At 72.6% G+C, this 25,107-nt stretch carries 17 protein-coding genes and 2 pseudogenes; 9 read left to right on the top strand and 10 right to left on the bottom strand.

Annotation, left to right across the window (positions count from 1 at the left end):
- Nucleotides 1–3: 3 nt before the first annotated feature.
- Nucleotides 4–441, bottom strand: coding sequence for a roadblock/LC7 domain-containing protein (locus ACFV7R_RS34120; protein ID WP_224735485.1), 438 nt, complete (start codon nucleotides 439–441; stop codon nucleotides 4–6).
- Nucleotides 438–3,377: a nitrate- and nitrite sensing domain-containing protein gene (locus ACFV7R_RS34115; RefSeq protein ID WP_385270416.1), complete on the bottom strand. Its 2,940-nt coding sequence runs from the start codon at nucleotides 3,375–3,377 to the stop codon at nucleotides 438–440. Before ACFV7R_RS34115 ends, ACFV7R_RS34120 begins: the two co-directional genes overlap by 4 nt.
- Nucleotides 3,378–3,793: 416 nt before the next feature.
- Between ACFV7R_RS34115 and ACFV7R_RS34110 the strand changes: the two genes are divergently transcribed.
- The 4 genes and pseudogenes from ACFV7R_RS34110 to ACFV7R_RS34095 all read left to right on the top strand — a co-directional run bounded on the left by ACFV7R_RS34110 (nucleotide 3,794) and on the right by ACFV7R_RS34095 (nucleotide 7,179).
- Nucleotides 3,794–4,453: a hypothetical protein gene (locus ACFV7R_RS34110; protein ID WP_385270377.1), complete on the top strand. Its 660-nt coding sequence runs from the start codon at nucleotides 3,794–3,796 to the stop codon at nucleotides 4,451–4,453.
- Nucleotides 4,454–4,601: 148 nt separating this feature from the next.
- Nucleotides 4,602–5,300, top strand: a pseudogene (locus tag ACFV7R_RS34105) (SRPBCC family protein); the annotation flags it as partial.
- Nucleotides 5,242–5,421: pseudogene (locus ACFV7R_RS34100) on the top strand (hypothetical protein); the annotation flags it as partial. The pseudogenes ACFV7R_RS34105 and ACFV7R_RS34100, both read left to right, overlap by 59 nt.
- A 201-nt stretch (nucleotides 5,422–5,622) precedes the next feature.
- Complete coding sequence (locus tag ACFV7R_RS34095) at nucleotides 5,623–7,179, top strand: APC family permease (protein ID WP_385270413.1); 1,557 nt, start codon at nucleotides 5,623–5,625, stop codon at nucleotides 7,177–7,179.
- Between the two features lie 40 nt (nucleotides 7,180–7,219).
- On the opposite strand, the gene ACFV7R_RS34090 is transcribed toward ACFV7R_RS34095, so the two are convergent.
- From ACFV7R_RS34090 to ACFV7R_RS34075, 4 genes are all read right to left on the bottom strand, one after another.
- Nucleotides 7,220–11,974, bottom strand: coding sequence for a hypothetical protein (locus ACFV7R_RS34090; RefSeq protein ID WP_385270375.1), 4,755 nt, complete (start codon nucleotides 11,972–11,974; stop codon nucleotides 7,220–7,222).
- Between the two features lie 59 nt (nucleotides 11,975–12,033).
- Nucleotides 12,034–12,915: a hypothetical protein gene (locus tag ACFV7R_RS34085; RefSeq protein ID WP_385270373.1), complete on the bottom strand. Its 882-nt coding sequence runs from the start codon at nucleotides 12,913–12,915 to the stop codon at nucleotides 12,034–12,036.
- A 37-nt stretch (nucleotides 12,916–12,952) separates the two neighbouring features.
- Nucleotides 12,953–14,479, bottom strand: a complete 1,527-nt coding sequence (locus ACFV7R_RS34080; RefSeq protein ID WP_385270371.1) for a hypothetical protein — start codon at nucleotides 14,477–14,479, stop codon at nucleotides 12,953–12,955.
- 92 nt (nucleotides 14,480–14,571) lie between these two features.
- Nucleotides 14,572–15,267: a GntR family transcriptional regulator gene (locus ACFV7R_RS34075; RefSeq protein WP_224737362.1), complete on the bottom strand. Its 696-nt coding sequence runs from the start codon at nucleotides 15,265–15,267 to the stop codon at nucleotides 14,572–14,574.
- A gap of 174 nt (nucleotides 15,268–15,441) precedes the next feature.
- Here ACFV7R_RS34075 and ACFV7R_RS34070 point away from each other — a divergent pair, with 174 nt between their 5' ends.
- The 5 genes from ACFV7R_RS34070 to ACFV7R_RS34050 are packed head-to-tail and all read left to right on the top strand — an operon-like array spanning nucleotide 15,442 to nucleotide 19,887.
- Nucleotides 15,442–16,761 (top strand): MFS transporter, encoded by a 1,320-nt coding sequence (locus ACFV7R_RS34070; RefSeq protein WP_385270369.1) that lies wholly within the window; start codon nucleotides 15,442–15,444, stop codon nucleotides 16,759–16,761.
- Nucleotides 16,758–17,579 (top strand): putative hydro-lyase, encoded by an 822-nt coding sequence (locus ACFV7R_RS34065; RefSeq protein WP_385270367.1) that lies wholly within the window; start codon nucleotides 16,758–16,760, stop codon nucleotides 17,577–17,579. The genes ACFV7R_RS34070 and ACFV7R_RS34065 overlap by 4 nt, the downstream gene beginning before the upstream one ends.
- Nucleotides 17,580–17,594: 15 nt before the next feature.
- Nucleotides 17,595–18,353, top strand: a complete 759-nt coding sequence (locus ACFV7R_RS34060; RefSeq protein ID WP_385270365.1) for a LamB/YcsF family protein — start codon at nucleotides 17,595–17,597, stop codon at nucleotides 18,351–18,353.
- Nucleotides 18,350–19,021 carry an allophanate hydrolase subunit 1 gene (locus ACFV7R_RS34055; RefSeq protein ID WP_385270363.1) on the top strand — a complete coding sequence of 224 codons (672 nt, stop codon included), beginning with the start codon at nucleotides 18,350–18,352 and terminating at the stop codon, nucleotides 19,019–19,021. The genes ACFV7R_RS34060 and ACFV7R_RS34055 overlap by 4 nt, the downstream gene beginning before the upstream one ends.
- On the top strand, nucleotides 19,018–19,887 hold the full coding sequence (locus tag ACFV7R_RS34050) for a biotin-dependent carboxyltransferase family protein (protein ID WP_385270361.1): 870 nt from the start codon (nucleotides 19,018–19,020) through the stop codon (nucleotides 19,885–19,887). Before ACFV7R_RS34055 ends, ACFV7R_RS34050 begins: the two co-directional genes overlap by 4 nt.
- A gap of 22 nt (nucleotides 19,888–19,909) precedes the next feature.
- Here the strand turns inward: ACFV7R_RS34050 and ACFV7R_RS34045 are convergent, their stop codons facing one another.
- From ACFV7R_RS34045 to ACFV7R_RS34030, 4 genes are all read right to left on the bottom strand, one after another.
- A complete protein-coding gene (locus ACFV7R_RS34045) occupies nucleotides 19,910–20,863 on the bottom strand; it encodes an SGNH/GDSL hydrolase family protein (RefSeq protein ID WP_385270359.1) in 954 nt (317 codons plus the stop codon).
- Nucleotides 20,860–22,023 (bottom strand): glycosyltransferase, encoded by a 1,164-nt coding sequence (locus tag ACFV7R_RS34040; protein WP_385270357.1) that lies wholly within the window; start codon nucleotides 22,021–22,023, stop codon nucleotides 20,860–20,862. The genes ACFV7R_RS34045 and ACFV7R_RS34040 overlap by 4 nt, the downstream gene beginning before the upstream one ends.
- A complete protein-coding gene (locus ACFV7R_RS34035; RefSeq protein ID WP_385270355.1) occupies nucleotides 22,020–23,150 on the bottom strand; it encodes a glycosyltransferase family 4 protein in 1,131 nt (376 codons plus the stop codon). The genes ACFV7R_RS34040 and ACFV7R_RS34035 overlap by 4 nt, the downstream gene beginning before the upstream one ends.
- 245 nt (nucleotides 23,151–23,395) lie before the next feature.
- Nucleotides 23,396–24,814: a HEAT repeat domain-containing protein gene (locus ACFV7R_RS34030; RefSeq protein WP_385270353.1), complete on the bottom strand. Its 1,419-nt coding sequence runs from the start codon at nucleotides 24,812–24,814 to the stop codon at nucleotides 23,396–23,398.
- Nucleotides 24,815–25,107: the final 293 nt, after the last annotated feature.

Raw genomic sequence — 25,107 nt, 5'->3', positions numbered from 1 at the left:
CCACTACCCGCCTGCGGGCAGATCGGTGCGCGGAGCAGTGGCCAGATGCGCGCCGACGCGCTTCACGAGGAGCGTCATCTCGTAGGCGACCTGACCGACGTCCGAGTCGGCGTCGGAGAGGACAGCGAGGCAGCTGCCGTCGCCGGCGGCCGTGACGAACAGGAAGGCATCGTCGAGCTCGACCATCGTCTGCCGCACGTTGCCCGCCTCGAAATGCCGGCCGACGCCCTTGGCGAGGCTGTGGAATCCGGAGGCGACGGCGGCCAGGTGCTCGCCGTCCTCCCGGGTGAGGTCCTTGGAGACACCAGTCGCCAGGCCGTCGCCGGAGAGCACGACGGCCTTGCGGATGCTCGCGACGCGGTCCACCAGGTCGTCGAGGAGCCAGTTGAGCTCGCCGGACTTGCCGTTCGCGGTGTGGCCGGTCGCCTTCGGTGCGGTCATCGACCGTCCCCCTTAGTCGTTCCTTGTGGTGCTGTGCCGCGCTGGGCGTCGTCGCCCGCGGCGTTCTGCTCGCGGCCGCGCTGCCAGCCGCGCTGGAGCGAGGCCATCCGGCTGCGGACCTCGTCGGCGTCCCGTTCCACGGGGTCCGTCCTGTCCTCGGTGCGGCGGCCGGGGTCCTGCCGGAGTTGCGGGGCCAGGCTGGCCTGGCGGACGCGCCGTGGGAGCGGACCGACGGCGGACCCGGGCTCGTCGGCCGTGGTGCGCTCGGCGGTGTCGTCGACTGCGCCGGACTCGATCGCAGAGGGCGCTGTGCGCCTTGGGAGGGCGGGAGGCGCCGCCTGTCCATCGAGGCTACGCCCGGGCCTTGCGGTGCGCCCGCCGAGGTCGCGTACCGGGGACTCGGTGCGCTCGGCGCGACTGCCCCCCGGGGAGTCGGAGCGCTCACCGCGGTCCTCGCCCCGGGAAGCTGGGCGCTCGCCGGCACGGCCGTTGGGGCTGGAGGACCGGCCGAGTGGCGAGCTGCCGCGGCGACGGGTCGGCAGGGGTGCTGTTCGCTCCGTCTCCGCTCGGCGTGCGGCGGGTCCGGTCGGGTTCTCCTCGTCGGCTTCCTGGCGACGGGACCGCTCCTCGGCGACCGGGCGTCCGTGGGAGCTGACCAGCTTCGGGGTCCGTCGGCGGGGCAAGGGCACCGGGGTGCCGAGGTGATCGTCCGTGTCGGCCCGACCGGATCCGTCGAGAGGGCCGGCGCCCGGCTCGTCGTCGGGGCTACTCGTCTTCTCGTCGTCCGCGCGGGTGAGGGAGCGGCGCGGACGGAACAAGCCGCCGCGCTCGGTCTCCTCGCCGTCGAGCCCGCCGGGGAAGTCCGCGATGGCGTCCAGGTCGACGGGGGCCTCCAGTTCGACCGGCCCGTCCAGGAGCGAGGTGGGCAGGCCGGGCAGTTGCACCGGCACCTGGGAGAGTGCGGTCCTGCGACTCTCCTCGAGTTCGGCCTCTTTGGAGGGCCGAGGGCGGTCGAGACGGAAGCCGATACCGTTCGTGTCCGGTACCTCATCCGTCAGCAGCGAGTCGGGGATGAAGACAACGGCCGTGGTGCCCCCGTAGGGGGACGGCTGCAGCGAGACCCGGACGTTCTGCCGCTGGGCGAGCCGGCTGACCACGAACAGCCCGAGCCGGTCGGTGTCGGACAGCTCGAACTCCGGGGTCTCCGCAAGCCGGAGGTTTGCGTCCAGCAGGGCCTCGGCCGCCATGCCGAGGCCACGGTCGTGGATCTCCAGCGTGAAGCCGTTGGCGACCCGCTCGCCGAGCACATGGACGGCCGTGTGCGGGGGCGAGAAGACCGTGGCGTTCTCCAGGAGTTCGGCCACGAGATGGGTGAGGTCCGCGACTGCCGGGCCGGTGACAGCGGTGCGCGGCAGGCGGCGGACCTCGATCCGCTCGTAGTCCTCGACCTCTGCGACGGCGGCGCGTACGACGTCCATGAGCTGGATGGGTTTGCGCCACTGCCGGGAAGGGGCGGCGCCGGAGAGGATCACCAGGCCCTCGGCGTGTCGGCGCATACGGGTGGTGAGGTGGTCGAGGCGGAACAGGTCGGCCAGTTCCTCGGTGTCCTCGGTCCTGCGTTCCATGGCGTCGAGGAGCGTGAGCTGCTTGTGGAGGAGAACCTGACTGCGGCGGGCGAGGTTCACGAAGACCTCGGAGACACCGGAGCGGAGTTGGGCCTGTTTGACGGCGGCTTCGACGGCAGCGCGCTGCAGGGTGTTGAGGGCCTGGCCGACCTCGCCGAGCTCGTTCCTGTCGTACTCCAGGCGCGGGACCTCGGTCTCCACGTCGACCTCTTCGCCCGCCGAGAGGCGGCGCATCACGCTGGGCAGCCGTACGCCGGACGCCTCGTGCGCCTCCAGGCGCAGTTGCCGCAGGTCTCGAATGTGGCCGCGGCCGATGCGGACGGACACGAAGAGCGAGACCAGCAGTGCGATCAGGCCGAGGACTCCGGCGACGACGGCCTTGACGATGATGCCGATCGCGATCGGGCGGACGCGGTCCTGATAGCGGTCCGCGGCCTCGTCGTCGAGGGTGCCGAGTTCGTCGAGGACGTTCCCGGCGGCGGTGTCCCAGCTCTGCGCGGTGACTCCGCCGGCATCGCCAGAGGGCTCGGAGACGGCGGATTCCTCGGCGGCGCGCAGGGGTGCGCTGGCGGCGTTCTTCCAGAATCTCTCGTAGCGGTCGCGCTCCGAGCTCGGCAGCAGCGGCAGGTTGGTGTCGTACATCAGTGTGCGCTGGGCCATGAGGTCGGTGATGTCGCGGATCTCGTCGCGGGAGAGCTTGCCGACGATCAGCGCGGAGCCGAGGAGAGCGTCCTCGCGGGAGAGCAGTTCGCGGGCTCGGGCGAGGTTGACGAGTGCCCGGTGCTGCGTGTCCATCTCCACATTGTCGACGACATGGAGGTCGGCGAGGAGGACGAAACAGGGGTCGACCAGGCGGTTGTACAGGTCGAGGGCCTGGGAGCGGTTGACGGTGCCGTCCTCCACGCTGCTGCGCAGGGATTCGATGCCCTCGAAGGCGTCCAGTACGGCGGTCAGGCGTTCGTTCGTGGCCTCGCCGAGGGCATCACGCACCTCGGTGTCGCGGGCGTTCTTGCGGACCTTGGCCAGGGCTTCGTCGGTGGCGGTCCGGCTGCGCCTGAGCGCGGCGAGTCCGTCCGAGGCACGAGGGTCGGCGAGATGGACGAGGGTCTGGCGGCGTTCCTGCTGGAGGACCCGGACGGTGTCCTCAATGGGGTAGCCGATGTTCTCGACCACGGACGAGACGCTGACCAGCCGACCTGCTTCGCGTCCCGTAAGTACCGTGGCAAAGGCCCAGATCGCGGTCAGGGACACCAACGGCACGAGCAGCAGCGCCACGATCTTCCTGCGGATGGACTTCCCGCGAAAGCGCATGGCCTCCCCCAGCTCGACCCCCACCGGCAGGGGGTACATGTGCATCAACAAACGGCGCGAGCCTACTACCGTCGCACAGTTAACTCGAAGGGCCTTCCGGAGGCCGAGCTTCCGTACGGGTCGCCGGGCGTGGGGAGTTGTCCGGTCATTGCGGGAGATTGCCCCCCGGATTCCGGCCGCGGCCCCGAGACCCGATCAGATCGGCACGACTGGGCGTTTGGCCGGAATTTTTCGCTCGTTGGGAATCTTCGGGGCGCACCGTTCGTCCTTCTCTACAGGAAATGGGGGCGGAATGGGCCACAGGAGCCGCATCCTGCACCCGGGCGGCGTAAAACAGCGCAAGCCGGGCAGCCACTGGGGAGTCGAGTCTTCGGACCGGGGCGAGCGGTCTACTGGCGGTGGGGAGTGACACGGTGATGGGCACGGCGGAGCTTCGTGAGGCACCCGCGGACGGCACGGCCGCGCGGGTGAGGGAGCGGCGGGACACCAGGGCACCGGATCGCGACATTCCGGCAGGCGGACCCGAGCCGGCGGGCCGACGCGCGGCCAGGCAGGGGCGGGATGCGGCCGACGCGGGCTTGTCGGGGGAAGGGCGTGACGCTCCGGCGGGTATGGGCACCGGAGCGACGGAACACGGCCGCGTCGCGGGGTCCGATGAGCCGGATGCAGGCCGAGGGCGGTCGTATTACCGACCGTTGTGGGTCGAGGAGCCCGCGAAGCGCCGTCGGCTGCCCGACCCGGTTCGGACGGCGGCCGTGCGGGCGGCGCTCATCATCGCCGTGACGTTGATCCAGGCGATGATCGCCTTTCTGTGCACGATGGCCGGATCCTGGCTGGCGTTCCCCATGGTGATCAGCAGCGTCGTCAGCACCGTGGTGGCGACCTGGAGTGTGCTCGACGTATGGGTGACGCGTCAGGTCTGGAATCAGCGCAACGGCGTGGTGTCGATGCCGAGCAGCACCGCACGCGCTTTGCGCCGCGAACGGCGCAGGGCTCGGCGCAGGGCACGGGCCACCGAGCGCACGCAGCAGCGAATACGCCGACGGGGCGGCACCGGACAGCTGTCGCACCCCTGAGGTACCTGTTCTCGGGGGCGGGAGCCGCGGCGTCGGGCTCCCGCCGGTGGCGGCGGTCAGTCTGTTCCGCCGAGGCCCTTCCGCTCAGAGTGCGGCCGACTCCGCTCTCCCTTCCCCGCCCACGAACTCGCGTCCTTCCTGGCACAGAGTGTGCGCCCCCAATTTGATCAAGGTGCCGGACGTCGATCACGTCGAGTACGGATTGATCAAGGTGGCGCTGCGCGAGTGGCTCCGCTACGCCTGGGGTGCGCCTCGCCGACGCCCCCCCTCCTTTGAGGAGACGGTGACGGGCGCGGCCGTCGAGCGGATCGGTGACGGGCCGCCATCGAGCGCTACGGCACGGAGAACCTCGTGCTCGGAAAACGCATCACTTATGACGTGAAGGCGGACTGGAAGCTGATCGTCGAGAGTTTCATGGAGTGCTGCCACTGCGCGACGTTCCATCCCGAACTCACCAATGTCCTCCCAGAGTTAGCCGACGGCTACGCAGCGGTCTTCATCAATCTCGTATCGGATCACGTCATCCTGCACCGGGGGTTCCCGTTTGCCGAGAGCCGCACGGAAGTCGACTGCGACCGACTGTACGCGCCGGAGGTGGTGGCGTCGGGGCGGACGTGTCGAAGTCGGTGGAGCTGTTTCACGGGGTGAACGTGCAGGACTTCGAGGCGTGTGAAAGGACCCAGTCGGCGACGGGTTCCCGCGCGTACCGCAAAAGCGGTGTGCTGTCCCCCACGAGCACCTCATCGGGACCTCCCACGAGTGGCTGGTCGAGAGGCTGGGAGGCGGCCATGCCGGACCTGTTCATCGACAGCGAGTGGCGCCGTCTCCTCGACGAGTGCACCCGTGAGATCCGCTGTCCGCAGACGGCTCGCCGGTCGGGGTCGTGGACGAGCGACGAGGGCCGGGCCCGCGGGTCGCGGCTGCGCCTGGGCACGGTCTGGATCAACGACTACCACCCGTACGTCCCGCAGGCGGAGTGGGGCGGCGTCAAGAAGTCCGGTTCGGGCGCGATGGCGGGTCGGCGGGGCTCTTCGAGTACCGCGAAATCAAGCGCATCTGGCGCAACACCGAGCCCTCCACCAGAGCTGGTTCAGTCCCGCCTCACTGATCCCGGCACCGCACGAGCCGCGTACTCCCCACCGTCCCCCTGCCCCACCAGGAGCCCGCCCATGACGACAACCCGGCAATCACCCGCCGGACAACCCGGCCGCGACGACGCCGAACTCGCCGAGTTCGGCTACAAACCCGAACTCAGGCGCACCCTCGGCAGCTTCCACACCTTCGCCGCCGGGATCAGCTACATCTCGATCCTGACCGGCACGTTCCAGCTGTTCTACTTCGGCTACGGCAGCGGCGGCCCCGCCTACTGGTGGTCGTGGCCGATGGTCTTCGCCGGCCAGTTCATGGTCGCCCTGTGTTTCGCGGAGCTGGCAGCGCGCTACCCGGTCGCGGGCTCGGTCTACAACTGGTCGAAGAAGATCGGTAATCCGCATCTGGGCTGGCTCGCGGGCTGGATGATGCTGGTCGCCTCCATCGTCTCGATCTCGGCCGTGGCGCTGGCCTACCAGCTGACGCTTCCCCAGATATCTGATGTGTTCCAGTTCGTGGGGGACGGCACCGGCACCTACGACGTGGCGACCAACGCGGTCATCCTGGCCGCGGTGTTGATCCTGTTCACCACCGTGGTGAACGCCTTCGGCGTCAAGCTGATGGCCCGGATCAACACGGCCGGCGTGTTCATCGAGCTGATCGCCACCGTCGTACTGATCGTGCTGCTCGCGGCGAACATCACGCGTGGCCCGCAGGTGGTCACGGACACCGCCGGCACCGGCGCGGGCCACTCGGCCGGCTACCTGGGCGCGTTCCTGGTGGCCTCGCTGGCGTCGGCCTACGTCATGTACGGCTTCGACACCGCCGCCTCCCTCGGCGAGGAGTCCCTCGACCCGTCCCGGAACGCGCCCCGCGCCATCATCCGGGCGATCGTCGCCTCCTTCGCCCTGGGCGGACTGGTCCTGCTGCTCGCGCTGATGAGCGTGTCCACTCTCAACGGGGACAAGCTGTCGACGGAGGGTCTGCAGTACATCGTGCTCGACGTGCTCGGCCCCACCGCCGGCAAGGCGATGCTGTGGTGCGTGCTGATCGCGGTCACGGTGTGCGCCCTGGCCGTCCACACGGCGGCGATCCGGCTGGCGTTCGCGATGGCCCGGGACAACAACCTGCCCGCGTCCTCCCTGATGGCCCGGGTCAGCCCGCGCTTCCAGACGCCGGTGCTGCCAGCCGTGATCATCGGGGTCCTCGCGCTCGCGATCCTCGTGGTCAACATCCGCCAGCCGCAGATCTTCACCGTCGTCACCAGCATCGGCATCATCATGATCTACCTCGCCTACCTCGGCGTCACCGCGCCCATGCTGGTGGCCCGGCTGCGGGGGAAGTGGCAGCCGGCGGAGGGCAGGTTCTCGCTGGGCCGCTGGGGACTGCCCGTCAACATCGGCGCGGTGGTGTGGGGCGCGGTCATGACGGTCAACCTGATCTGGCCGCGGGCCTCCGTCTACAACGCAACGGCCCCGTTCCACTGGTACCTGCAGTGGGGTGCCGTGCTGTTCGTCGCGATCATCGCGGGCGGCGGCTTCGCCTACTACTGGTTCGTCCAGCGCCACCGCACCGGCGTCCTCGCCGAGCACCAGCTGGAGACCGCCGCCCCGCTCACCGCCCCGCCGGCAGACTGAGATCCGGCCACAAGGAGGTCAACAGCTCGTACGCGGATGACTAGGCCGGTCGCTTGAACATCCTCGTCGCCGTGATCTCGCTGTGCCCGGCTTCGCCGGCGGGAGCCTCACGCGGAAGTCCCGGCCGGAGGTGTTCCTCCACACTGATGTACTTCAGGCCCGCGCGCAGGTCCGCGTCGTTGCGCAGCCGGATGACCAGCGGGAACTCGGCTAGTGCCGTGGTGTCGAACAGGCCGGTGGTGTAGAGGAGCTGGACGCCCAGCGCGTCCGACACGGCGCGCTGGAGTTCCAGCAGGTACGTGGCGTTGGCGCGGCCGATGGGATTGTCGAGGAACAGTGTGCCGGCATGCCGGTGCTTGTCGCGGCCCCGGTCGTTGGAGCGCAGCGCGGCCATCGTGCAGTACAGGGCGATGGCCGCGGTGAGCAGCTGGCCGCCGGAGAACACATCGCCCATCTGTCCGACCGGGACGCGCTCCGCGCGCAGGACGGCGTCCGGCTTGAGGATCTCGACGGCGACGCCCTTGGGCTGGAGTGCCGCGGCCACGCCCCGCAGCAGCAGGGACATACCGTCCCGCCGCAGGTCGGAGTTCTTCTTGACGGCGGCCCGGGTCGCCTCGTCGATGACCTCGCCGAGCCGCTCGGTGAGGGTGGCCTGGTCGGGTTCCTCGAAGCGGATGCGCAGGAACTCCTGCCCGGACCACTCGCCGAGCCCTTCGGGCAGCCGGGACAGCCGCTGCGCCGAGCGCAGGGTGGCCAGCGCCGAGTCGACCAGCCCGCGCAGCCGGTCCACGATCGAGTCCCGGTTGCGCTCCAGCTGCGCCAACTCGTCGGTGAGGACGCGCAGTCGGGGCGCGAAGGCATCGGCCCACTTCTGGGCGTGCTCGGGCAGCGCGGATGCGGGCAGCTCGCGGATCTGCTGCCGGGCGGGGGTGCGCACCTGCTCGTAGCGGGTGGAGTTGGCGTGCCGGACGAGGATGTCGCTCGCCTCTCGGACGGCGGCCTCGGCGGCCGACAGGTCAGCGGCGCAGCCGCGCAGGGACCGGCGTGCCTCGGCGGCGGACTGCCGGGCGTCCTCGAGGCCGCCCGGGTACGGCTCCGGCGCCTCCTGCTCCTCGTCCCCGGCGTGCTCGCGCAGCAGGTCGCGCAGCAGCGCGGCGATCTCGTCGAAGCCGCCGGCCGCGTCCTCCGCGGCGCGATGGGCGTCGAGGAGCTCGGCGTGCGCCTCCCGGGCCTGCGTCAACGCCTCGGTGCGCGAGGCCAGTTCGGAGGCCGCCGTGCGCAGCAGCGCCTGCGCGTGCTCGGCGTCGCGGGGCTGAAGGTCCTCGGGCAGCTCGGTGTGCGTGTCGCCGTCCTCGGGTGCGTGCCGCTCGGCTTCGCCGCGCAGCCGGCCGAGGTGCTCGCTGGCGCTGGACATCCGGGTCTCCAGGAGCTGTACGAGCTCCTCCGCGCGCGCGGCGGCGGACTGCCGGGACGGCCCGTCGGAACCGTCGGGGGACTCGAGCAGCTGCTCCGCGCGTGTGCGGACCTTGTTGCTCAGCCGGTCCAGCTCCGCGCGCGCCGCGCTCTCGTCGCTCTCCGCGCGCGCCTGCTCGGCCCGCAGGTCGGCGCCGACGCCGACCTTCTCGTACACCTGGGATGCTGCGCGATAGGCCTCGCGCAGAGCGGGCAGGGCCGCCTTCGGTGCGTCCGTGGCGTCTTCCGGTACGTCATCGGGGGCGCCGGCGATCTCGGAGCGCTCGGCGCGCAGCGCACGCGCGGTGCGGCGGGCGTCGTCGGCGGCCCGCTGGGCGGCACGCCGGTCCTCGTCGGCGGCGCGGGCACGCTCCAGGCAGGCCTGGGCGCGGGCCTCCGACTCGGTGGCTTCGTCGGCGAGTTCACGCAGCTTCACCTGCCAGCCGGCCCGCTCGCGCAGCCGGAAGGCCAGCCCGGCGAGGGCGTCGGCGGCGCGCCGGGCCTTCTGTGCGGCCTCCTGCCGCTCCTCGCGCACCTGCGCGGCCTCCGCGGCGGCCTCCTCGGCCTCGGCCCGCACGGTCCGCGCCTCGGTCAGCTCGGCCTCGGCCTCCTCGGCGAAGGCGCGCGCCTCCCGGGCGGCCTGCGCCAGTTCGACCAGCCGGCCGGCCGGACAGCCCGTACGCCACGAGGCAAGGCGTGCGGCCAGTTCACGATCCTTGCCGAGCCGCGCCGCGAGCGTGCGGATCCCCTGGTCCCGTTCGGTGGCCCGCGCGCGCAGCGCCTGCCGCTCCTCGTCGGCGGCGTGCTCGTCGTGCATGGCCGGGTTCGGCGGGACGAGGAACACGTCGCCGGGGGTCGAGTCGGCGGGCGGGGTGGGTGCGAGCAGGGCGGCGGCCGTGCCGACCGCCACGGCGGAGCGAGGCAGCAGCGCGGCGTCGCTCAGCGCCTCCCGGGCGCGTGCGTGCGACGCCGGGTCGGTGATGATCACGCCGTCGACCAGCTCCGGACGCGCGGCCAGCACGCGCGCGTGGTCGGCGGGATCGACGGCCTGGGCGAGATAGCGCCAGCCGGGCAGCGCGGGGATGCCGTGCTCACCGAGGTACTCCACCGTGGCCAGCACGTCCGGGCCGGGCGGCAGCAGCCCGCCGTCACCGAGCGCACCGAGGATCCGGGCGTCGTCGGCGGCGGCCGTCCTCAGCTCGAACAGTTGCCGCTCGGCCGAGGAGACCGCGTCGTCGAGCAGCTCGCGCAACTCGTCGGCGAATCGGTCCAGTTCCTCGGCCGTGAGGGCGCCCTCGGCGAGGGGGCGCGGAGCCCTGCGGGCGTCCTGGCGCGGGCGGCGCGACGGAGTGTCGGCCACGTCCGTGCCGTCGGCTGCGTCGGCAGCGGCCGCTGGAGCGCTGCCGGTGAGGCCGTCCGCGGCCTCCGACGGCGCACCGGGTACACCGTCTCCGGAACCCTGTCGCCCGGCCCCGCCCCCGGACGCCGCGCCGCCGGAGCCGGGCAGGCTGAGCAGCTCCGCCAGCCGCTCCTCCGCGGCCAGCCCCTCGGCGATACGGCGCTCCGCCTCGTACGACCGCTCGGCCGCCGAGGCCGCGTCCGCCGCGCGGGCCGCCGTCAGCTCGGCGCGGGACTCCGCCGAGGCGGCCTCACGCGCGTGCTCGCTCGCCCGGCGCGACACCTCACGCGCCGTGTCCCAGGCGGCCACCGCCGACTTCTCGGCATCGCTGGCCGCGAGGGCCGCGCGGGCCGGATCGGCGTCGGGCGCGCTGTCGTCGAGCCAGCCCGCGCGCACCGCCTCGGCGGTCTCCTGCTCGACCTCGGTGAGGCGCTGACGCAGGTGCCCGGTCTCGCTGCGGGCCCGCTGCGCCTCGGTGGCGGCGGCGGTGGAGTCCCGGTATGCGGACTCGCTGACCTCCTGCAACGCCGCGGACCGCTCCTCTTCCTCGTTGGCGAGGGCCTCGGCGCTCTCCGCGGCCATGTGCAGGGCCCGTACGAGGTCGACGGCGGCCTTGGTCCGGGCGGCCAGCGCGGGGGCGGCGTCCCGCTCGGCCTCCTGGATGGCGGCGGCCACGCGTGCGACCCGGTCGGCGGCGGCGCGGTGCCGCAGCACGGCTTCGGCGGCCTGCCAGGCCGTGTGCAACGTACGTGCGTCGGCGAGCTCGCGTTTCTGCGCGGCCGCCGACTTCTCGGCCGCGGCCAGCGCCAACGAGGCGTGCCGGTAGGCGAGTTCGGCGGTGATCAGCGCGCTGCGCTCGCGCCCCGACTCGGCGTGGGTGACCGCGTAGGCTGCGGCCGTGACCCGCTGGGCGAGGTCGGCGGCCCGCACCCTCTCCTGGGCGCCGCGCGCGGACAGCCGCCGGGCCAGCGTCCGCGTCCGCCGCTCGGCGCCGGCGTGGATGTCACGCGCGCGGGCACGCGCTTCGGCGGCCTCCACGATCCGCCCGAGCAGGTCGACCGACCCGGCGGTGAAGTCGCGCTCGGCGATCAGCTCGGCGCGCCGCCCCAGCTTGTTGCCGAAGCCGCTGACGAGGTCGGCGAGCCCGTCGGTGTCCCGGGTGTCGGTGACCGCGCGCAGCAGCAGGTCGGTGAAGTCGGAGTCCTTCTTGACCGCGAAGAGGCCGGCGGCCTCGCCCTCGTCGGCGTTCATCTCCCGCTGGTAGCGGAAGAGTTCGGGGTCGAGGCCGAGGTCACCGAGGTGCTCGATCCACCGGTCGTGGATCTCCTCCCAGTGGACTTCCAGGTGCGGGTACGCCTTGCCCGCCTCGGTGAGCGCGTCCCGGAAGCCCTTCATGGTGCGCCGACGGCCCTGCGCGCCGGACTGGCCCTCGGCGGGCGGCCGTATGGCGGTGGCCTCGGCCACGGGCAGGTTGTCCAGCGTGAGTCCGGGGCCGGGACGGAAGGAGTACCAGGCCTCGGCGAACTTCCGCGGGTCGTTGGAGACCTGACGGCCCCGCCATTCGCTCACCTTGCCGACGACGACGCACTCGCCGGTCTGCACATGCTGCCACTCCAGCGCCACGTGCCCGCAGTCGTCGGCGAGCAGGAACTTCCGCAGCACTCCGGAGCTGGCACCGCCCAGAGTGTTCCGGTGACCGGGCAGCATCACCGAGAAGATCAGCTTCAGCAGGACGGACTTGCCGCCGCCGTTCTCCAGGAAGAGCACACCGGCGGGCGCGGGCCGACGCGGCGGACCGACGGGCTCCTCCTCGAAGAACTCCGCCTGGGTGGGCGCGGGGTCGGGCACGGGCTCGCCCACACCGCGCAGGTCAAGCACGGTGTCGGCGTAGCGCGCACCGGCGGGCCCGATGGAGTAGAGGCGGACCCGGGACAGCTCGTACATGGCGGACTCTCGTAAGCCTTCGTCAGTCTTCGTCAGGAATTCGTCAGGGGAAAGGGAGTTCAGGCGGAGTGGAACGGCAGCCCGGCGTCGGCCACCAGCTCCAGGTCGTCGGTGTCCTCGGCGGGCAGCAGCGTCGGCGTGCCGTCGGTGACCGGGACGACGCCCAGGTCCAGCAGCTCGGCCATGGCGGCGCTGCCCGCCATGTCGCGCACCTGGAGCTGGTAGCGGGCGGTCGTCCGGTACGTCCCGCCGTTGTCGTCGCCGGTGCGCTGCAGGAACCCGGAGTCGGTGAGGAACGCCACGGCCTTGCCGACGATGCCGGTCGTGGAACCCGCGAGCCGGCGCGCGTCCTTCGTGGCACCCGTTGCACTGCGTCTGACCCAGATCCGCCACGCGGCCTCCAGCCCGGGCACGTCCGTGGCGGGGTCGGTGTTCTCCCCCTGCTCGGCCGCCCGCTCCTCCAGCCGCCGGCAGGCCTGGCGCACGAAGGCGTCGATACCGTTGACCGTCACGCGCCCGATGTAGCCGTCGTCGGCCAGGTCCTCGGGCCGCGGAAATGCCATGGCCGCCACGGCGAGATGTGCGAGCCCGTGCAAGAAACGGTCCCCGGAGTCGGCAGCGGTGCGCCGCGCGTAGTCGCCCATGCGAACGGCGAACACCGAGTCCTCTGCCGCGGTCACCGCCATCCCCGCTCGCGGCGACACCTCCAGCACGACCAGCCCGAGCCCGGTGGCGACGGCGTCCGCGAGCCGCGCGAACGCCGGATCCTCCCGGTACCGGCGCAGCAGATCCGCGTACTCCTGGTCCCGTGCGGGCAGCAGCTTCGGCTGCAGTCCGAACGCCACGAGCCGCGCCGCGTCGGCGGCGTCGGCAGGGGTGACGGCGGCGGAGGCGGGCAGGGCACCGGCCTCCGGCTCACTCCGGTCGACGTTCTCGCTCACGGTCGGTGCTCCTCGCTGCGCTGGTGCTCGTACGTACTCATGCCGCCTCTGTCCTGTCGGCCGCCATCCCTGCCGCATCCAGCAGAGCCGTACCGACGATGAGATCGGCCCCGCCGAACTCGGGGTCGTCCAGCTCGGTCCCGTCGTCCACGGCGAACAGCAGCTTCTCCTCCCCCTGCCGGTAGGCCGTGCCGACCGGCGGGCTGGCCGCGTGGACGGCCAGCAGGGCGACGAGATAGGGCAGGTCGGGATCGCGCCGCCGAGCCTGAGCCAACAGCCCCGACAACCGCCGCGGCGCATCCGCCGGCAGGTCCAGCAACTCCGTGGCCGCCGCCAACTGCTCCTCGCTGAACCGGCTGTCGTCCGGCGTCGCGATCAGGTCCGGCTCCGGCATCTCGGCCCCCAGATGCTCCCGCTCCAGCGGCGGAGTCAGCAGCAGGTCCACCAGGTCCCCCATCCGAACGGACACCGGCGTGCGCAGTCCGGTGCCCCGCGCGAAGAACGCGTCCGTGACGCGGATCGCCTGTTCCAGCGGCAACGGGAGCACCGGCGCGACGAGATGGCCGTACAGGTCTATGCCCGACGTCGCCATCGGCGCGGCGAAGGCCTGCCGGTCCTGCTCGGCCCGGAACAGCGGCCCGGCCTCCAGCAGCCGCGACTGCAACTGGGTGTGCCGACGGATGCAGTCCTTGACGATGTCGACCAGTTCGGCGGCCCGCCGCTTGTGCTCGGGGTCCTCCGACTCGTCGCGCGCCCTGCGGATGTTGGTGAGGATCGCGTTCTCGTGCCGATAGCGGTCTGCCACGTGGTCGAGCGCCTCCGCGATCATGTCGGGCACGGTGTTCAGCCAGTCCACCGCACGGACGTTGCGCCGGGTCGCCTCGAGCGCCCTGCGGAGGGTCTCCGAGTACTGCACGGTCCGGTAGCGGGCCTGCTCGGCCGCCAGCTGGGCGTCCGCGAGCCGACCGCGGTTGATCAGCACCTCCAGCTTGACCTCGGCGGCGATCTGCGCGCTGGTGACGTCGGTGTCGAGGGCGCCGACGAGGACGTTGACCGCCTCGTCCGTCGTACGGAGATAGACGCTGCCACCGGGGCCCGGCACCTCCTCGATCAGTTTGAAGTCGTAGTCACGCCGGACATACGTCCCATCCGGTGCGAATGTGCCGTACACCGCCCGGAATCCGCGGTCCACGCTGCCGACGTTGATCAGGTTCTCCAGCACCCAGCGGGCCACCCGCTCGTGCTCGGCGACGGGTCGCTGCGGGGCCTGCGCGGCGATGCGCGGCAGGAGCCGGGCGACGACCTGGTCGTGGTCGGCGCCGGTGTCGAAGTCCATGTTCAGCGTGACCAGGTCGATCGCCGCGAGGGCGACCTCCGCCATGCCGTACACCGCGTACTCACCGGCGAGGTTGGCTTTGCGCGCATCGAGATCGTGCAGCGGCGCAGTGCAGGCGAGCGCGCGCAGCCGCCGCGCCAGACCCTCGTCGGCGGCCGGACCCGGAGCGGGTCGCGGCCCCGCGCTGAACTGGGGCGGAACACTGTCCGTCGATGCAGGCAAAGTCACGGTGCACAGATTAGGTCCTCGGTCTGACAACGACCCAAACGACGCAGATGCGCCCCTGCGTCACGGTTGTCACACCGACGACGGTGAACGCTCTAGTCGTCCTCGCCCACCCGACGCCGGTACACCTCCACGACCCGCTCGAGCGAGTCGTCGAGGTAGGTCTCCAGCAGCCGCTCGGCCTCGACCCGGTCCCCCGCCTGCAGCGCCTGGAGGATCTGGCGGTTGCGCATGAGGTACGGCTCGTGCAGCCGGCGCGGGTCGTCCACGACGTGGAAGGCGAGGCGCAGTTCGGCGAAGACGCTGCGCATCAGCTCGTCGGTGCGCTCACTGCCGGCGAGCGCGACCAGCTCCCGGTGAAAGTGGATGTTGGCCGTACCCAGGCCTTTCCAGTCATTCTCGACGGCGGCCCGCTGCCCCTGCGTCACCGCCGACGCGAGGCCGTCGAGGCCGTACGGCGGCTCGCCCAGACCGCGGACGACCGCGCACTCGACGAGCCGTCGGGTGCGGTAGATGTCCTCGACGTCCTCCACGGCCAGGACCCGCACGAAGACGCCGCGGTTCAGCTCGTGGACCAGCAGACGTTCATGTGTGAGCAGCCGGAACGCCTCGCGCAGGGTGTTGCGGGAGACCCCGAGCGCTCCGCCGATGCTGTCCTCCGACAGCCGGGTTCCGGGCGGGAAGTACCCCTCGGCGATGCGGCTCCTGAGGATGTCCGAGACCCGTTCGGCAGTGCTGGTACGCCCCAGGAGGGCGCGGTCGTCGGCCAGTCCGGTCAGCTGCTCTGCCATGCCCGGAATTCAACCGCAGATACAAGAACGAAACAACATGAGTATTGAGGGATCGTTCAACGATCCTCTACCTTGCTACGAACGGCGCCGCCCATCCCCACCGCGGCACCGACCGCCTCCGCACGGCACGGCTCAGTCCTCAAGCACCCTTCGTCCTCCCACTGCGAGGTGCCCATGAGCACGACCCCTCCACCGCAGGCCCTGAGCACCGACACCCGCCCCGGGGCGGGTGAACACACCGCCGACGACGGCGCGTTCGCCTGGCTGCGCGCCCTCGGCCCGCGGGGCCGCCGCGCCTTCGCGGGCGCGTTCGGCGGCTATGCGCTGGACTCGTACGACTACTTCACGCTTCCGCTGAGCATGGTCGCGCTGGCCGCGTACTTCGGCCTGGACAGCGGCCAGACAGGCCTGTTCACCACCGTCACACTCGTCGTCTCCGCGGTCGGCGGCGCTCTGGCCGGCGTGCTGGCGGACCGGATCGGCCGGGTCAAGGCGCTGATGATCACGGTCATCACGTACGCCGTCTTCACCGTGGCCTGCGGCTTCGCGCCCAACTACGAGACTCTTCTGGTCTTCCGGGCCCTGCAGGGGCTCGGCTTCGGCGGCGAGTGGGCGGTCGGCGCGATCCTGGTCGCCGAGTATGCGAGCGCCAAGCACCGCGGCCGCACTCTCGGCGTGATCCAGAGCTCCTGGGCCGTCGGCTGGGCCCTGGCCGTGATCGTGTACACCCTGGTCTTCTCGTACCTCGGCGACGACCTGGCCTGGCGCGTGATGTTCTGGACCGGCGCGCTTCCGGCGGTGCTGGTCATCTGGATGCGACGCCGGGTGCACGACGCACCGGAGGCGACCGCAGCTCGGGAGAAGAACCCGCAAAAGGGTTCATTTGCGGCCATTTTCCGGCCGGGCACGGCCGAGGCGCCCGGTCTGCTGCGCACCACGTTCTTCGCGGTGCTGCTCTCCACCGGCGTCCAGGGCGGTTACTACACGCTCGCGACCTGGGTGCCGACCTATCTGAAGACGGAGCGCGATCTGTCGGTCGTCGGCACCGGCGGCTATCTCACGTTCCTCATCTCCGGCGCCTTCATCGGCTACCTGACGGGCGGTTACCTCACCGACCGGCTGGGCCGCCGACGCAACATCTGGCTGTTCGCCCTGCTGTCGGCCGTCTGCATCCTGGCGTACGCCAACATCCCCAGCGGGGCCAACACCCTTGTGCTGGTGCTGGGTTTCCCGCTCGGGTTCTGCATGTCGGCCATCTTCAGCGGCTTCGGCTCCTTCCTGAGCGAGCTGTACCCGACCGCGGTGCGGGGCACGGGGCAGGGGTTCACGTACAACACCGGGCGCGCGGTGGGCGCCGTCTTCCCCACGACGGTCGGCTTCCTGGCGGACAGCTGGGGCGTGGGCGGCGCGCTGGTCTTCGGTGCCATCGGCTACGGACTCGCGGCGCTGGCGCTGCTCGGGCTGCCTGAGACGCGCGGGAAGGAACTGGCGTGAACCGCACGGAGGACCGTCCGCTGACCCTTGTCGACGAGCACGCGCGCGCGTGGAGCCCGAAAACGGCCCGAGCCCGCTTCCGCGCGGGACTGACCGGTCCGACGGCCGGGGCCGCGGCCGGTTACACCCAGGTCAACCTGATCTCGGTGCCCGCGGACTGGGCGTACGACATGCTGCTGTTCTGCCAGCGCAACCCCAAGCCCTGCCCGGTGCTCGACGTCACGGACGCCGGCTCGTGGACGACGGTGCTGGCGGCCGGCGCGGACCTGCGCACCGACCTGCCGCGCTACCGGGTGTGGCGGGACGGCGAGTTGGTGGACGAGCCGACGGATGTGCTCGGCCACTGGCGGGAGGACCTGGTGTCGTTCCTGATCGGCTGCAGCTTCACCTTCGAGTGGGCGCTGACCGGCGCGGGCGTGCCGATCCGCCATATCGAGCAGGGGCGGAACGTCCCGATGTACGTCACGAGCCGTCAGTGCCGGCCGGCGGGACGGCTGCACGGCCCGCTGGTGGTGTCCATGCGCCCCGTGCCGCCCGAGCACCTGGCGGCGGCGATCCGGGAGAGCAGCCTGCTCCCGGCGGTGCACGGCAGCCCCGTGCACTGCGGCGATCCGTCGGGGCTCGGCATCGACGACCTGGCCCGCCCGGACTTCGGCGACCCGGTGGACGCCGAAGCGGACGACATCCCCGTGTTCTGGGCCTGCGGGGTGACTCCGCAGGCCGCGGTGATGGCGTCCCGACCGCCGTTCGCCATCACCCACGCACCGGGCCAGATGTTCCTGACCGACGCCCGCGACGAGCAGTACCGCGTGGCCTGACCACCAGAGGGGACCATGACCGCGATCGATCTGAACGCCGACCTCGGCGAGGGCTTCGGCCGCTGGCGGCTCACCGACGACGAGCAGCTGCTGTCCGTCGTCACCAGTGCCAACGTGGCCTGCGGCTTCCACGCCGGGGACGCGGCCACCATGCGCCGGGTGTGCGAGCTGGCCGCCGCGCGCGGGGTGACGATCGGCGCCCAGGTCTCCTACCGGGACCTGGCCGGGTTCGGGCGGCGCGCGATGGACGTCCCGTCCGCCGAGCTGGCGGCCGAAGTGGCGTACCAGATCGGCGCCCTGGAGGTCTTCGCCCGGGCGGCGGGTGCCCGCGTGGCCTACGTCAAGCCGCACGGTGCGCTGTACAACCGCGTGGTGCACGACGCGGAGCAGGCCGGCGCGGTCGTCGACGGCGTGCTCCTCGCGGACGTCACGCTGCCCGTGCTGGGGCTGCCCGGCTCGCGGCTGCTGGAGCTGGCCGCCAAGGCCGGGCTCCCGGCCGTCACGGAGGCCTTCGCGGACCGCGCGTACACCGACGAGGGCACCCTCGTGCCGCGCGGGCGGGAGGGCGCCGTGGTCACCGACCCGGAGGCCGTCGTGGAGCGCTCGGTCGGCCTGGCCCGCTCGGGCGTGGTCACCTCGCACTCCGGGTCACCCGTCGAGGTACGCGCGCGTTCCCTGTGCCTGCACGGGGACACGCCCGGCGCCGTCGAGCTGGCCCGCCGGGTGCGGGAGCGGCTGGAGGAGTCGGGTGTCCGGGTGGAGGCCTTCGCATGAGGGCGCTGCCCGTCGGCGACGACGCCCTGCTCGTCGAGGTGTCCTCGGGCGAGGAGGCGCAGGCGCTGCACGCGGAGCTGCTGCGCCGCCGCGCGGAGGGCGCGCTGTCGGTCCGTGAGATCGTCCCCGCGGCCCGCACCGTCCTCCTCGACGGCCTCGCCGACCCGGTGCGCCTGGCTGCCGAACTGGCCGCCGCCGATGTGCCGCCCGCTCCCCCACGCGCGCGTGAGGTCGTCGAACTCCCGGTGCGCTACGACGGCCCGGACCTGGCCGACGTCGCCGCACACTGGGGCGTCGACGAGCAGGAGGTGGCCCGCATCCACGCGGGCACCGAATTCCGCGTCGCCTTCTGCGGTTTCGCCCCCGGCTTCGGCTACCTCACCGGCCTGCCACAGCGCTACGACGTCCCGCGCCGGGCCACGCCGCGCACGGCCGTCCCGGCCGGTGCGGTGGCGCTGGCGGGCCCGTACACGGGTGTGTATCCGCGCTCGTCGCCGGGCGGCTGGCAGCTGATCGGCACCACGGACACCGTGCTGTGGGACCCCGCGCGCGTGCCGGCCGCGCTGCTGTCACCGGGCACACGCGTGCATTTCGTGCAGATGGGACCGGTGCGACGGACCGGAGCGGCGGGACCGGTCGGCGCGGCGGGACCGGCGGTGGCGGAATGACCGACCGCGCGCTCGCCATCGTACGGGCCGGGGCGCTGACCACCGTCCAGGACCTGGGCCGCCCGGGCCACGCCCACCTCGGAGTGCCCCGCTCCGGGGCGCTCGACGCACCCGCGGCGCTGCTCGTGAACCGGCTGGCCGGCAATCCGCCCGAGGCGGCCGTCCTGGAGACCACCCTCAACGGCTGTGCGCTACGGCCGCGTTCTGCGGTCACCGTGGCGGTCGGCGGCGCCCCGTGCCCGGTCACGGTGGGCGGACGGCCGGCCGCCTGGGGCGCGCCGGTGCGGGTGCCCGCCGGGGCGCTCCTGGACGTCGGCGCGGCCTTCTCCGGGGTGCGCAGTTATGTGGCCGTCTCCGGCGGTATCGCCGTCGAGCCGGTCCTCGGCAGCCGCTCCACCGACCTGCTGTCGGGGCTCGGCCCGCCACCGCTCACAGACGGTACGGTGCTCCCCCTGGGACACCCGGCCGGCCCCCACGCGCGCGTGGACGTCGCCCCGCAGCCGGCGCCCCCGGCCGAGCTCGTCCTGCACGTGACCCTCGGCCCCCGGGACGACTGGTTCACCCCGGCGGCCGTACGCACGTTCACGTCCCGCACGTACCGGGTGTCCGCCGCGAGCAACCGCATCGGGCTGCGCACGGAGGGACCCGCCCTGGAGCGGGCCCTCCCCGGTGAACTCCCCAGCGAGGGCGTGGTCCTGGGAGCGATCCAGGTCCCGCCCGACGGCCGGCCGGTCGTCTTCCTCGCCGACCACCCCACCACCGGCGGCTACCCGGTGATCGCGGTCGTCGGCGCGAGCGACCTCCCGGCAGCCGCACAGGCGGTGCCGGGCACGCCGGTCCGATTCGTTGCCGTACGCCGTCGCTGACTCCCGCAACCCCCTGCGTGCGCTACGCCGCCTCCGGCTCGGGCTGCTGCTCCGGTACCGAGTGCTGTCCCGGCACCGCCACCCCCTCCGACAGGGACCGCTGACCCGGCACAGCCCGATGTTCCGGCAACGGCATCGGCTCCGGCACCGACAGAGACAGCGAGGCCAGTGCCATGGACACCGCCTGTGCCGCCCGCACATCGAGCTGGCCGCTGGTGCCCCGCGCGCGGTGGCGCATTTCGTCGACCGCGAGGCGCAGCAACTGGGGCAGCAGGTCGTTGCACCGGCGCACCACCCAGGCGGTACCCGCCGTGGCAAGCCACAGCAGGCTCGCCGACTTGGTGGGCGGCGGGAACTCGGGCTCGGGCGCGGGCGCGGTCCCCGACGCGATCCCGGCGTCCACCAGCAGCCCGTGGAACCGTACGGCCAGCTGCCGGTGCCCCCGCTCCCCCGGGTGCAGCCGGTCCGAGCTCCACATCTCCCGGTCGTCGACCCAGTCGCCCTCGGCCGCGTGCACGTGCAGGGCCCCGTACCGCTCGGAGAGCGCATGCACCACGGTGTTGACCGCCCGCTGCCGCCGTGCCAGCGGGTGGCCCAGCACCCCCGGCAGCCCGAGCATCGAGCCGGGGTCGGGCAGGCACGCGGTGAGCAGGGCGGTGCCCTGCCGGGCGAAGGCCGCGTAGACCTTGTCGAGGCGTTCGGCGACGTGGTGGATGTCGAACGTGCGACGCAGTGTGTCGTTGACGCCGACGAGGACGGACGCGACGTCCGGGCGCAGAGCCAGTGCGGCGGGCAGCTGGGCCTCCAGCACGTCCCGCGTCTGCGCCCCGCTGACAGCGAGGTTGGTGAATGCGGCGGGCGGTTCGCACAGCCCGCGGGCGAGCAGCGCGGCCCAGCCGCGCCACCCATTCCCCACGGGATCGCCCACCCCCTCGGTCAGCGAGTCCCCGAGGGCGACGTAACGGACCGGTCTCATGCCGCGCCCTCCGCACGCACGAAGGGACGCGTCGGCACTGCCGCGTCGTGCGCGGTGAGGAAGGCGTCCACCGCCGTACCCCAGCCGAAACACTCCGCACGCGCGCGTGCGGCCTCCCGGCGCTCGCGCTCGGGACGGTCGAGGAGCATCTCCACGGCGTCCGCGAAGGCGTCCCCGGTGTCCGCCGCGGTGGCACCGGCGGATCCGATCACCTCCGGCAGCGCGGAGGACGCACTCGCCACGACGGGCGTGCCGCAGGCCATGGCCTCCAGCGCGGCGAGCCCGAACGTCTCGGCGGGCCCGGGAGCCAGGCAGATGTCGGCGGAGGCCTGAAGCGCGCCGAGCAGGCTGCGGTCGGCGACATGCCCGAGGAAGGTCACCGGCAGGTCGCGCTCCTGCGCCCGCTGTTCGAGCCGTGCGCGCAGCGGCCCGTTTCCGGCCACCACGAGCACCGCACGCACACCGCGCCCGCGCAGCGCCTCCAGGGCGTCCAGCGCGGTACCGGGCCGCTTCTCCACGGACAGCCGGGAGCACATCACGAGCAGCTTCTCGTCCGCACGCGCGTGAGTGTCGCGCAGCGCGGCGTCGCGCAGGGTGGGACGCCGGTTCATCAGGTCGACGCCGAGCGGGGCCCGTACGACGTTGCGGGCGCCGATCCGCACGAACTCCCGCTCGGCGAACTCGGTGGTGCACACGACCTTGGCGTACGTGTGGGCCGTACGGACGTTGAGGGCGTCGGCGGCGCGCCGGGACAGGTTCTCCGACAGACCCCAGGTGCGCAGCACGCCGTCGGCGGTCTCGTGGGAGACCATCACGGCGGGGATCCGGGCGCGGCGGGCCCACTTGCCGGTCCACCGCAGCGTCGTACGGTCGGAGACCTCGAGGCGGTCGGGGGCGAGCTCCTCCAGGAGGGCGGCGACCCGCCGCTTGTCGATGAGCACGCGGTAGCCGCCGGTGCCGGGCAGCACCGGGCCGGGCAGGGTGATCACCCGGCCCTGCTCGGTCTCGCAGTCGCTGTACTTCTCACCCGGCACGATGAGGACGGGATCGTGGCCCGCCACCTTGAAGCCCTTGCCCAGCTCCCGCAGCGCGGTGCGCAGCCCCCCGGAGGCGGGGGCGACGAAGTTCGCCAGCCGGACGATGCGGAGTGCGGTGTTCATGCCGCCACCGCCGGCCTGCGGGCCTGGAGCACGGCCTCGTAGTGGGCGATGAGCTGGTCGCCGATGGCGGCCCAGGTACGGCCCTCGACGGTGGCTCGTGCGGCGGCCCCGTAGGCGGTGCGCAGCTCCTGGTCGGCGGCCAGGGTCCGTACCGCCTCTGTGACGGCGTCCGCGTCGCGCGGCGGGACGAGCAGCCCGGTGCGGCCGTGGTCGACCAGGTCCAGCGGGCCGCCGGCGGCGGGCGCGACGACCGGGACACCGCTCGCCATGGCCTCCTGCACGGTCTGGCAGAAGGTCTCGAAGGGTCCGGTGTGGGCGAAGACGTCCAGCGAGGCGAAGATCCGGGCGAGGTCGTCGCCGCCGCGGCGGCCCAGGAAGACCGCGCCGGGCAGTGCCTCGGCCAGGCCGGGCCCGCTCGGCCCGTCGCCGACGATCACCACTCGTACGCCCGGCAGGCCGCAGACCCCGGAGAGCAGCTCGATGTGCTTCTCGGGTGCGAGCCGCCCGACATAGCCGACGATCAGCTCACCGTTCGGGGCGAGCTCGCGACGCAGTGCGTCGTCCCGGAGGTCGGGGCGGAAACGCACGGTGTCGACACCGCGCCGCCACAGGTGCACCCGGGGCACGCCGTGGGCTTCCAGGTCGGCCTGGGAGGCGCTGGAGGGGGCGAGGGTGCGGTCGGCGGCGGCGTGGACGGAGCGGATGCGCCGCCAGGCCGCGGCCTCGCCGGCGCCCACGTAGGTACGGGCGTAGCCGGCCAGGTCGGTCTGGTAGACGGCGACGGCCGGGAGGCCGAGCCGGGCGGCGGCGGCCATGCCGCGGACGCCGAGGATGAAGGGGCTGGCCAGATGCACGATGTCGGCCTGGTGTGCCAGGAGCGCGGCGGCGAGCCGCCGGCTGGGAAGGGCGACGCGGACCTGGGGATAGCCCGGGAGCGGTAGGGAGGGGACGTGGACGACAGGGCACGGCGCGAGAGCCGCGGCTGCCTTGCTGCCCGGAGCGGGGGCCGGTGCGACAACGAGGGGAGCGTGACCGCGATCGACGAGGTGTCGGGCGGTCTGGAGCGCGCAGTGGGCCACGCCGTTCACATCGGGGGGAAAGGATTCGGTCACGATGACGACACGCATACGGGTGTTGTCGCCGCGCTGGACGTGGCCGCGTCAACGTCGATCTTTCCGGACGGGGAACGATCCATGAGCGTTGCGCTGCGCACTCGAGCAGGTCAGGCTGCGTCCATGCCCCCCTGACCGGTGAGTCATCCCACGTTCACTTTGCGAGCCCGTCGCGTCCGAATTCAGCCGTCGGGCCCGGCAGGTCCGAGTTAACTCAGCAGGTGCGCCAGGTCCGGTCCGGCTGCCTGCCATCGCGTCGTTCACACAGCGGGTGCGTCGGGCCCGATCCGGCTGCGTACCGCCGTCTGGACCTCCGCCTCCTCGGCCGGGTCCGCGGCGAGCCGACGCAGTTGCTCGACGACCCGGGCGTCGCCTGTCTCGGCGTGTCGGGCGGCGAGCTCGCGGGTGGTCTCCTCGCAGTCCCAGAGGCACTCGACGGCGAAGCCCGCGGGGAAGGAGGGATCGGTGGCGGCGAGCGCGCGGGCGGCCCTGCCGCGGAGGTGGGACGATGCGGTCTCGCGGTAGATATGGCGCAGAACCGGTGCGGCACAGCCGATGCCGAGCCGTCCGGCGCCGTCCACGAGGGTCCACAGCGTCGGTGCGTCCGGCCCTTCGCCCCGTACGGCTTCGCGCAGGGCTCCGAGGACCAGGTCGCTGTCGTGGACTCCGCCCCGGCAGGCGAGCATGCGTCCGGCGGCGGCGCCCAGTGGATCGGGCCGTCGGGCCCAGCCGCGGGCCCGGTCGACGGCAGCGACGCTGCGCATCCGCTCGAAGGCGTCGAGGGCGGCCTCCACGACCGGCGCCGAGCCGGTGGCGACGGCAGCCTCGATCAGGTCGAGGGCGTCGGGATCGTTGCTGTCGGCGAGATAGCGCAGGGCGGTGCAGCGAGCGCCTTCGGTGCCGTCCTTGGCGGCCTGGACGATCTCGGGCCGGTCCTCGGGGCCGGCGACGGCCGTGAGGCAGCGGGCGGCGGGCACATGGAGCGAGGCGCCGCGTTCGAGGCCCTGCTGGGCCCATTCGAACACCGCCTGCACACTCCAGCCCGGACGGGGCCCTGTGGGCCGCATCTGCCGCTGCCATCGGTCGAAGCAGCCGGTTTCCTGTGCGGCACGCACGCGCGTGCCGATCGATTCGCGCGGATCCTCGGCCCACAGCCGCCACGGCCGGGGCTCGAAGGCGTCCCGCACGGCGGCGGCCAGCTCGGCCTCGCCCTCGGCGTCGGCCGGGAAGCGGGCCAGTACGGGGGCGGCCAGGGCGCGCAGACCGGCGTCGTCGTCGCGCAGGGCGAGTTCGTCCAGGGCCCAGGCCCAGTTGGAGCCGTGGGCGGCGTAGCGGCGCAGCAGGTCCAGCGCGTCGCGCCTGCCGTAGGAGGCGAGGTGGCCGAGGACGGCGAGGGCGAGCCCGGTTCGTGACTCGTCGGTGTCGACGATGTCCTCGGGGTCGAAAAGATGCGCCTCGATCGCGCCCAGGTCGCCGCCCAGGTCGAGGTAGAGGCGGGCGTAGTACAGGGAGCGGTTCTCCACCTGCCAGTCGTGGCGGGGGTCGCGCAGCACACAGTGGTCGAGGGCCGCGAGCGCCTCGGCCCGGGGGGCGGTGAGCGCGTGCAGTGTGCCGTCGCCGCGGCCCCGCTGGAGCAGGCCGAGCAGCGTTCCGCTGGGCGCTATGACCGGATCGAACATGGGAAACAGCCTCACATCAAGCGTCGACGCAACCGGGAAACGTGCTCTACCTGGCCGCGTGACAACACGTCGGGGCGCCCGTCGTCTCTTGCTTGCTGTAGACCATCTTCCTCTGCCTCTCGTCTGTGGCCCATGCGGACCGATCACGGCCCGCGCGGTGCGGCAACACCTGCCCAGCCATCGCGTCCGTGAATCACGACGTCATGATGACCCGGCTGTTCTCGATGCCGCGACCGAAATTTCCGGCGGCCCGGTACCGCCTCCCCCGTTTTCCGTGTCCTGCCTGATCAGGA

Source organism: Streptomyces sp. NPDC059866 (genome assembly GCF_042731325.1).
In the GTDB taxonomy this organism is placed as follows: domain Bacteria; phylum Actinomycetota; class Actinomycetes; order Streptomycetales; family Streptomycetaceae; genus Streptomyces; species Streptomyces flavusporus.
This window is presented reverse-complemented; position numbering and strand designations above follow the sequence as displayed.

Bases quoted from the DNA above. Each gene is read 5' to 3' on its own strand.
- ACFV7R_RS34120 (WP_224735485.1), bottom strand. From the start codon at position 441: ATGACCGCACCGAAGGCGACCGGCCACACCGCGAACGGCAAGTCCGGC.
- ACFV7R_RS34115 (WP_385270416.1), bottom strand. From the start codon at position 3,377: ATGCGCTTTCGCGGGAAGTCCATCCGCAGGAAGATCGTGGCGCTGCTG.
- ACFV7R_RS34110 (WP_385270377.1), top strand. From the start codon at position 3,794: ATGGGCACGGCGGAGCTTCGTGAGGCACCCGCGGACGGCACGGCCGCG.
- ACFV7R_RS34095 (WP_385270413.1), top strand. From the start codon at position 5,623: ATGACGACAACCCGGCAATCACCCGCCGGACAACCCGGCCGCGACGAC.
- ACFV7R_RS34090 (WP_385270375.1), bottom strand. From the start codon at position 11,974: ATGTACGAGCTGTCCCGGGTCCGCCTCTACTCCATCGGGCCCGCCGGT.
- ACFV7R_RS34075 (WP_224737362.1), bottom strand. From the start codon at position 15,267: ATGGCAGAGCAGCTGACCGGACTGGCCGACGACCGCGCCCTCCTGGGG.
- ACFV7R_RS34070 (WP_385270369.1), top strand. From the start codon at position 15,442: ATGAGCACGACCCCTCCACCGCAGGCCCTGAGCACCGACACCCGCCCC.
- ACFV7R_RS34060 (WP_385270365.1), top strand. From the start codon at position 17,595: ATGACCGCGATCGATCTGAACGCCGACCTCGGCGAGGGCTTCGGCCGC.
- ACFV7R_RS34055 (WP_385270363.1), top strand. From the start codon at position 18,350: ATGAGGGCGCTGCCCGTCGGCGACGACGCCCTGCTCGTCGAGGTGTCC.
- ACFV7R_RS34050 (WP_385270361.1), top strand. From the start codon at position 19,018: ATGACCGACCGCGCGCTCGCCATCGTACGGGCCGGGGCGCTGACCACC.
- ACFV7R_RS34045 (WP_385270359.1), bottom strand. From the start codon at position 20,863: ATGAGACCGGTCCGTTACGTCGCCCTCGGGGACTCGCTGACCGAGGGG.
- ACFV7R_RS34040 (WP_385270357.1), bottom strand. From the start codon at position 22,023: ATGAACACCGCACTCCGCATCGTCCGGCTGGCGAACTTCGTCGCCCCC.
- ACFV7R_RS34035 (WP_385270355.1), bottom strand. From the start codon at position 23,150: ATGCGTGTCGTCATCGTGACCGAATCCTTTCCCCCCGATGTGAACGGC.
- ACFV7R_RS34030 (WP_385270353.1), bottom strand. From the start codon at position 24,814: ATGTTCGATCCGGTCATAGCGCCCAGCGGAACGCTGCTCGGCCTGCTC.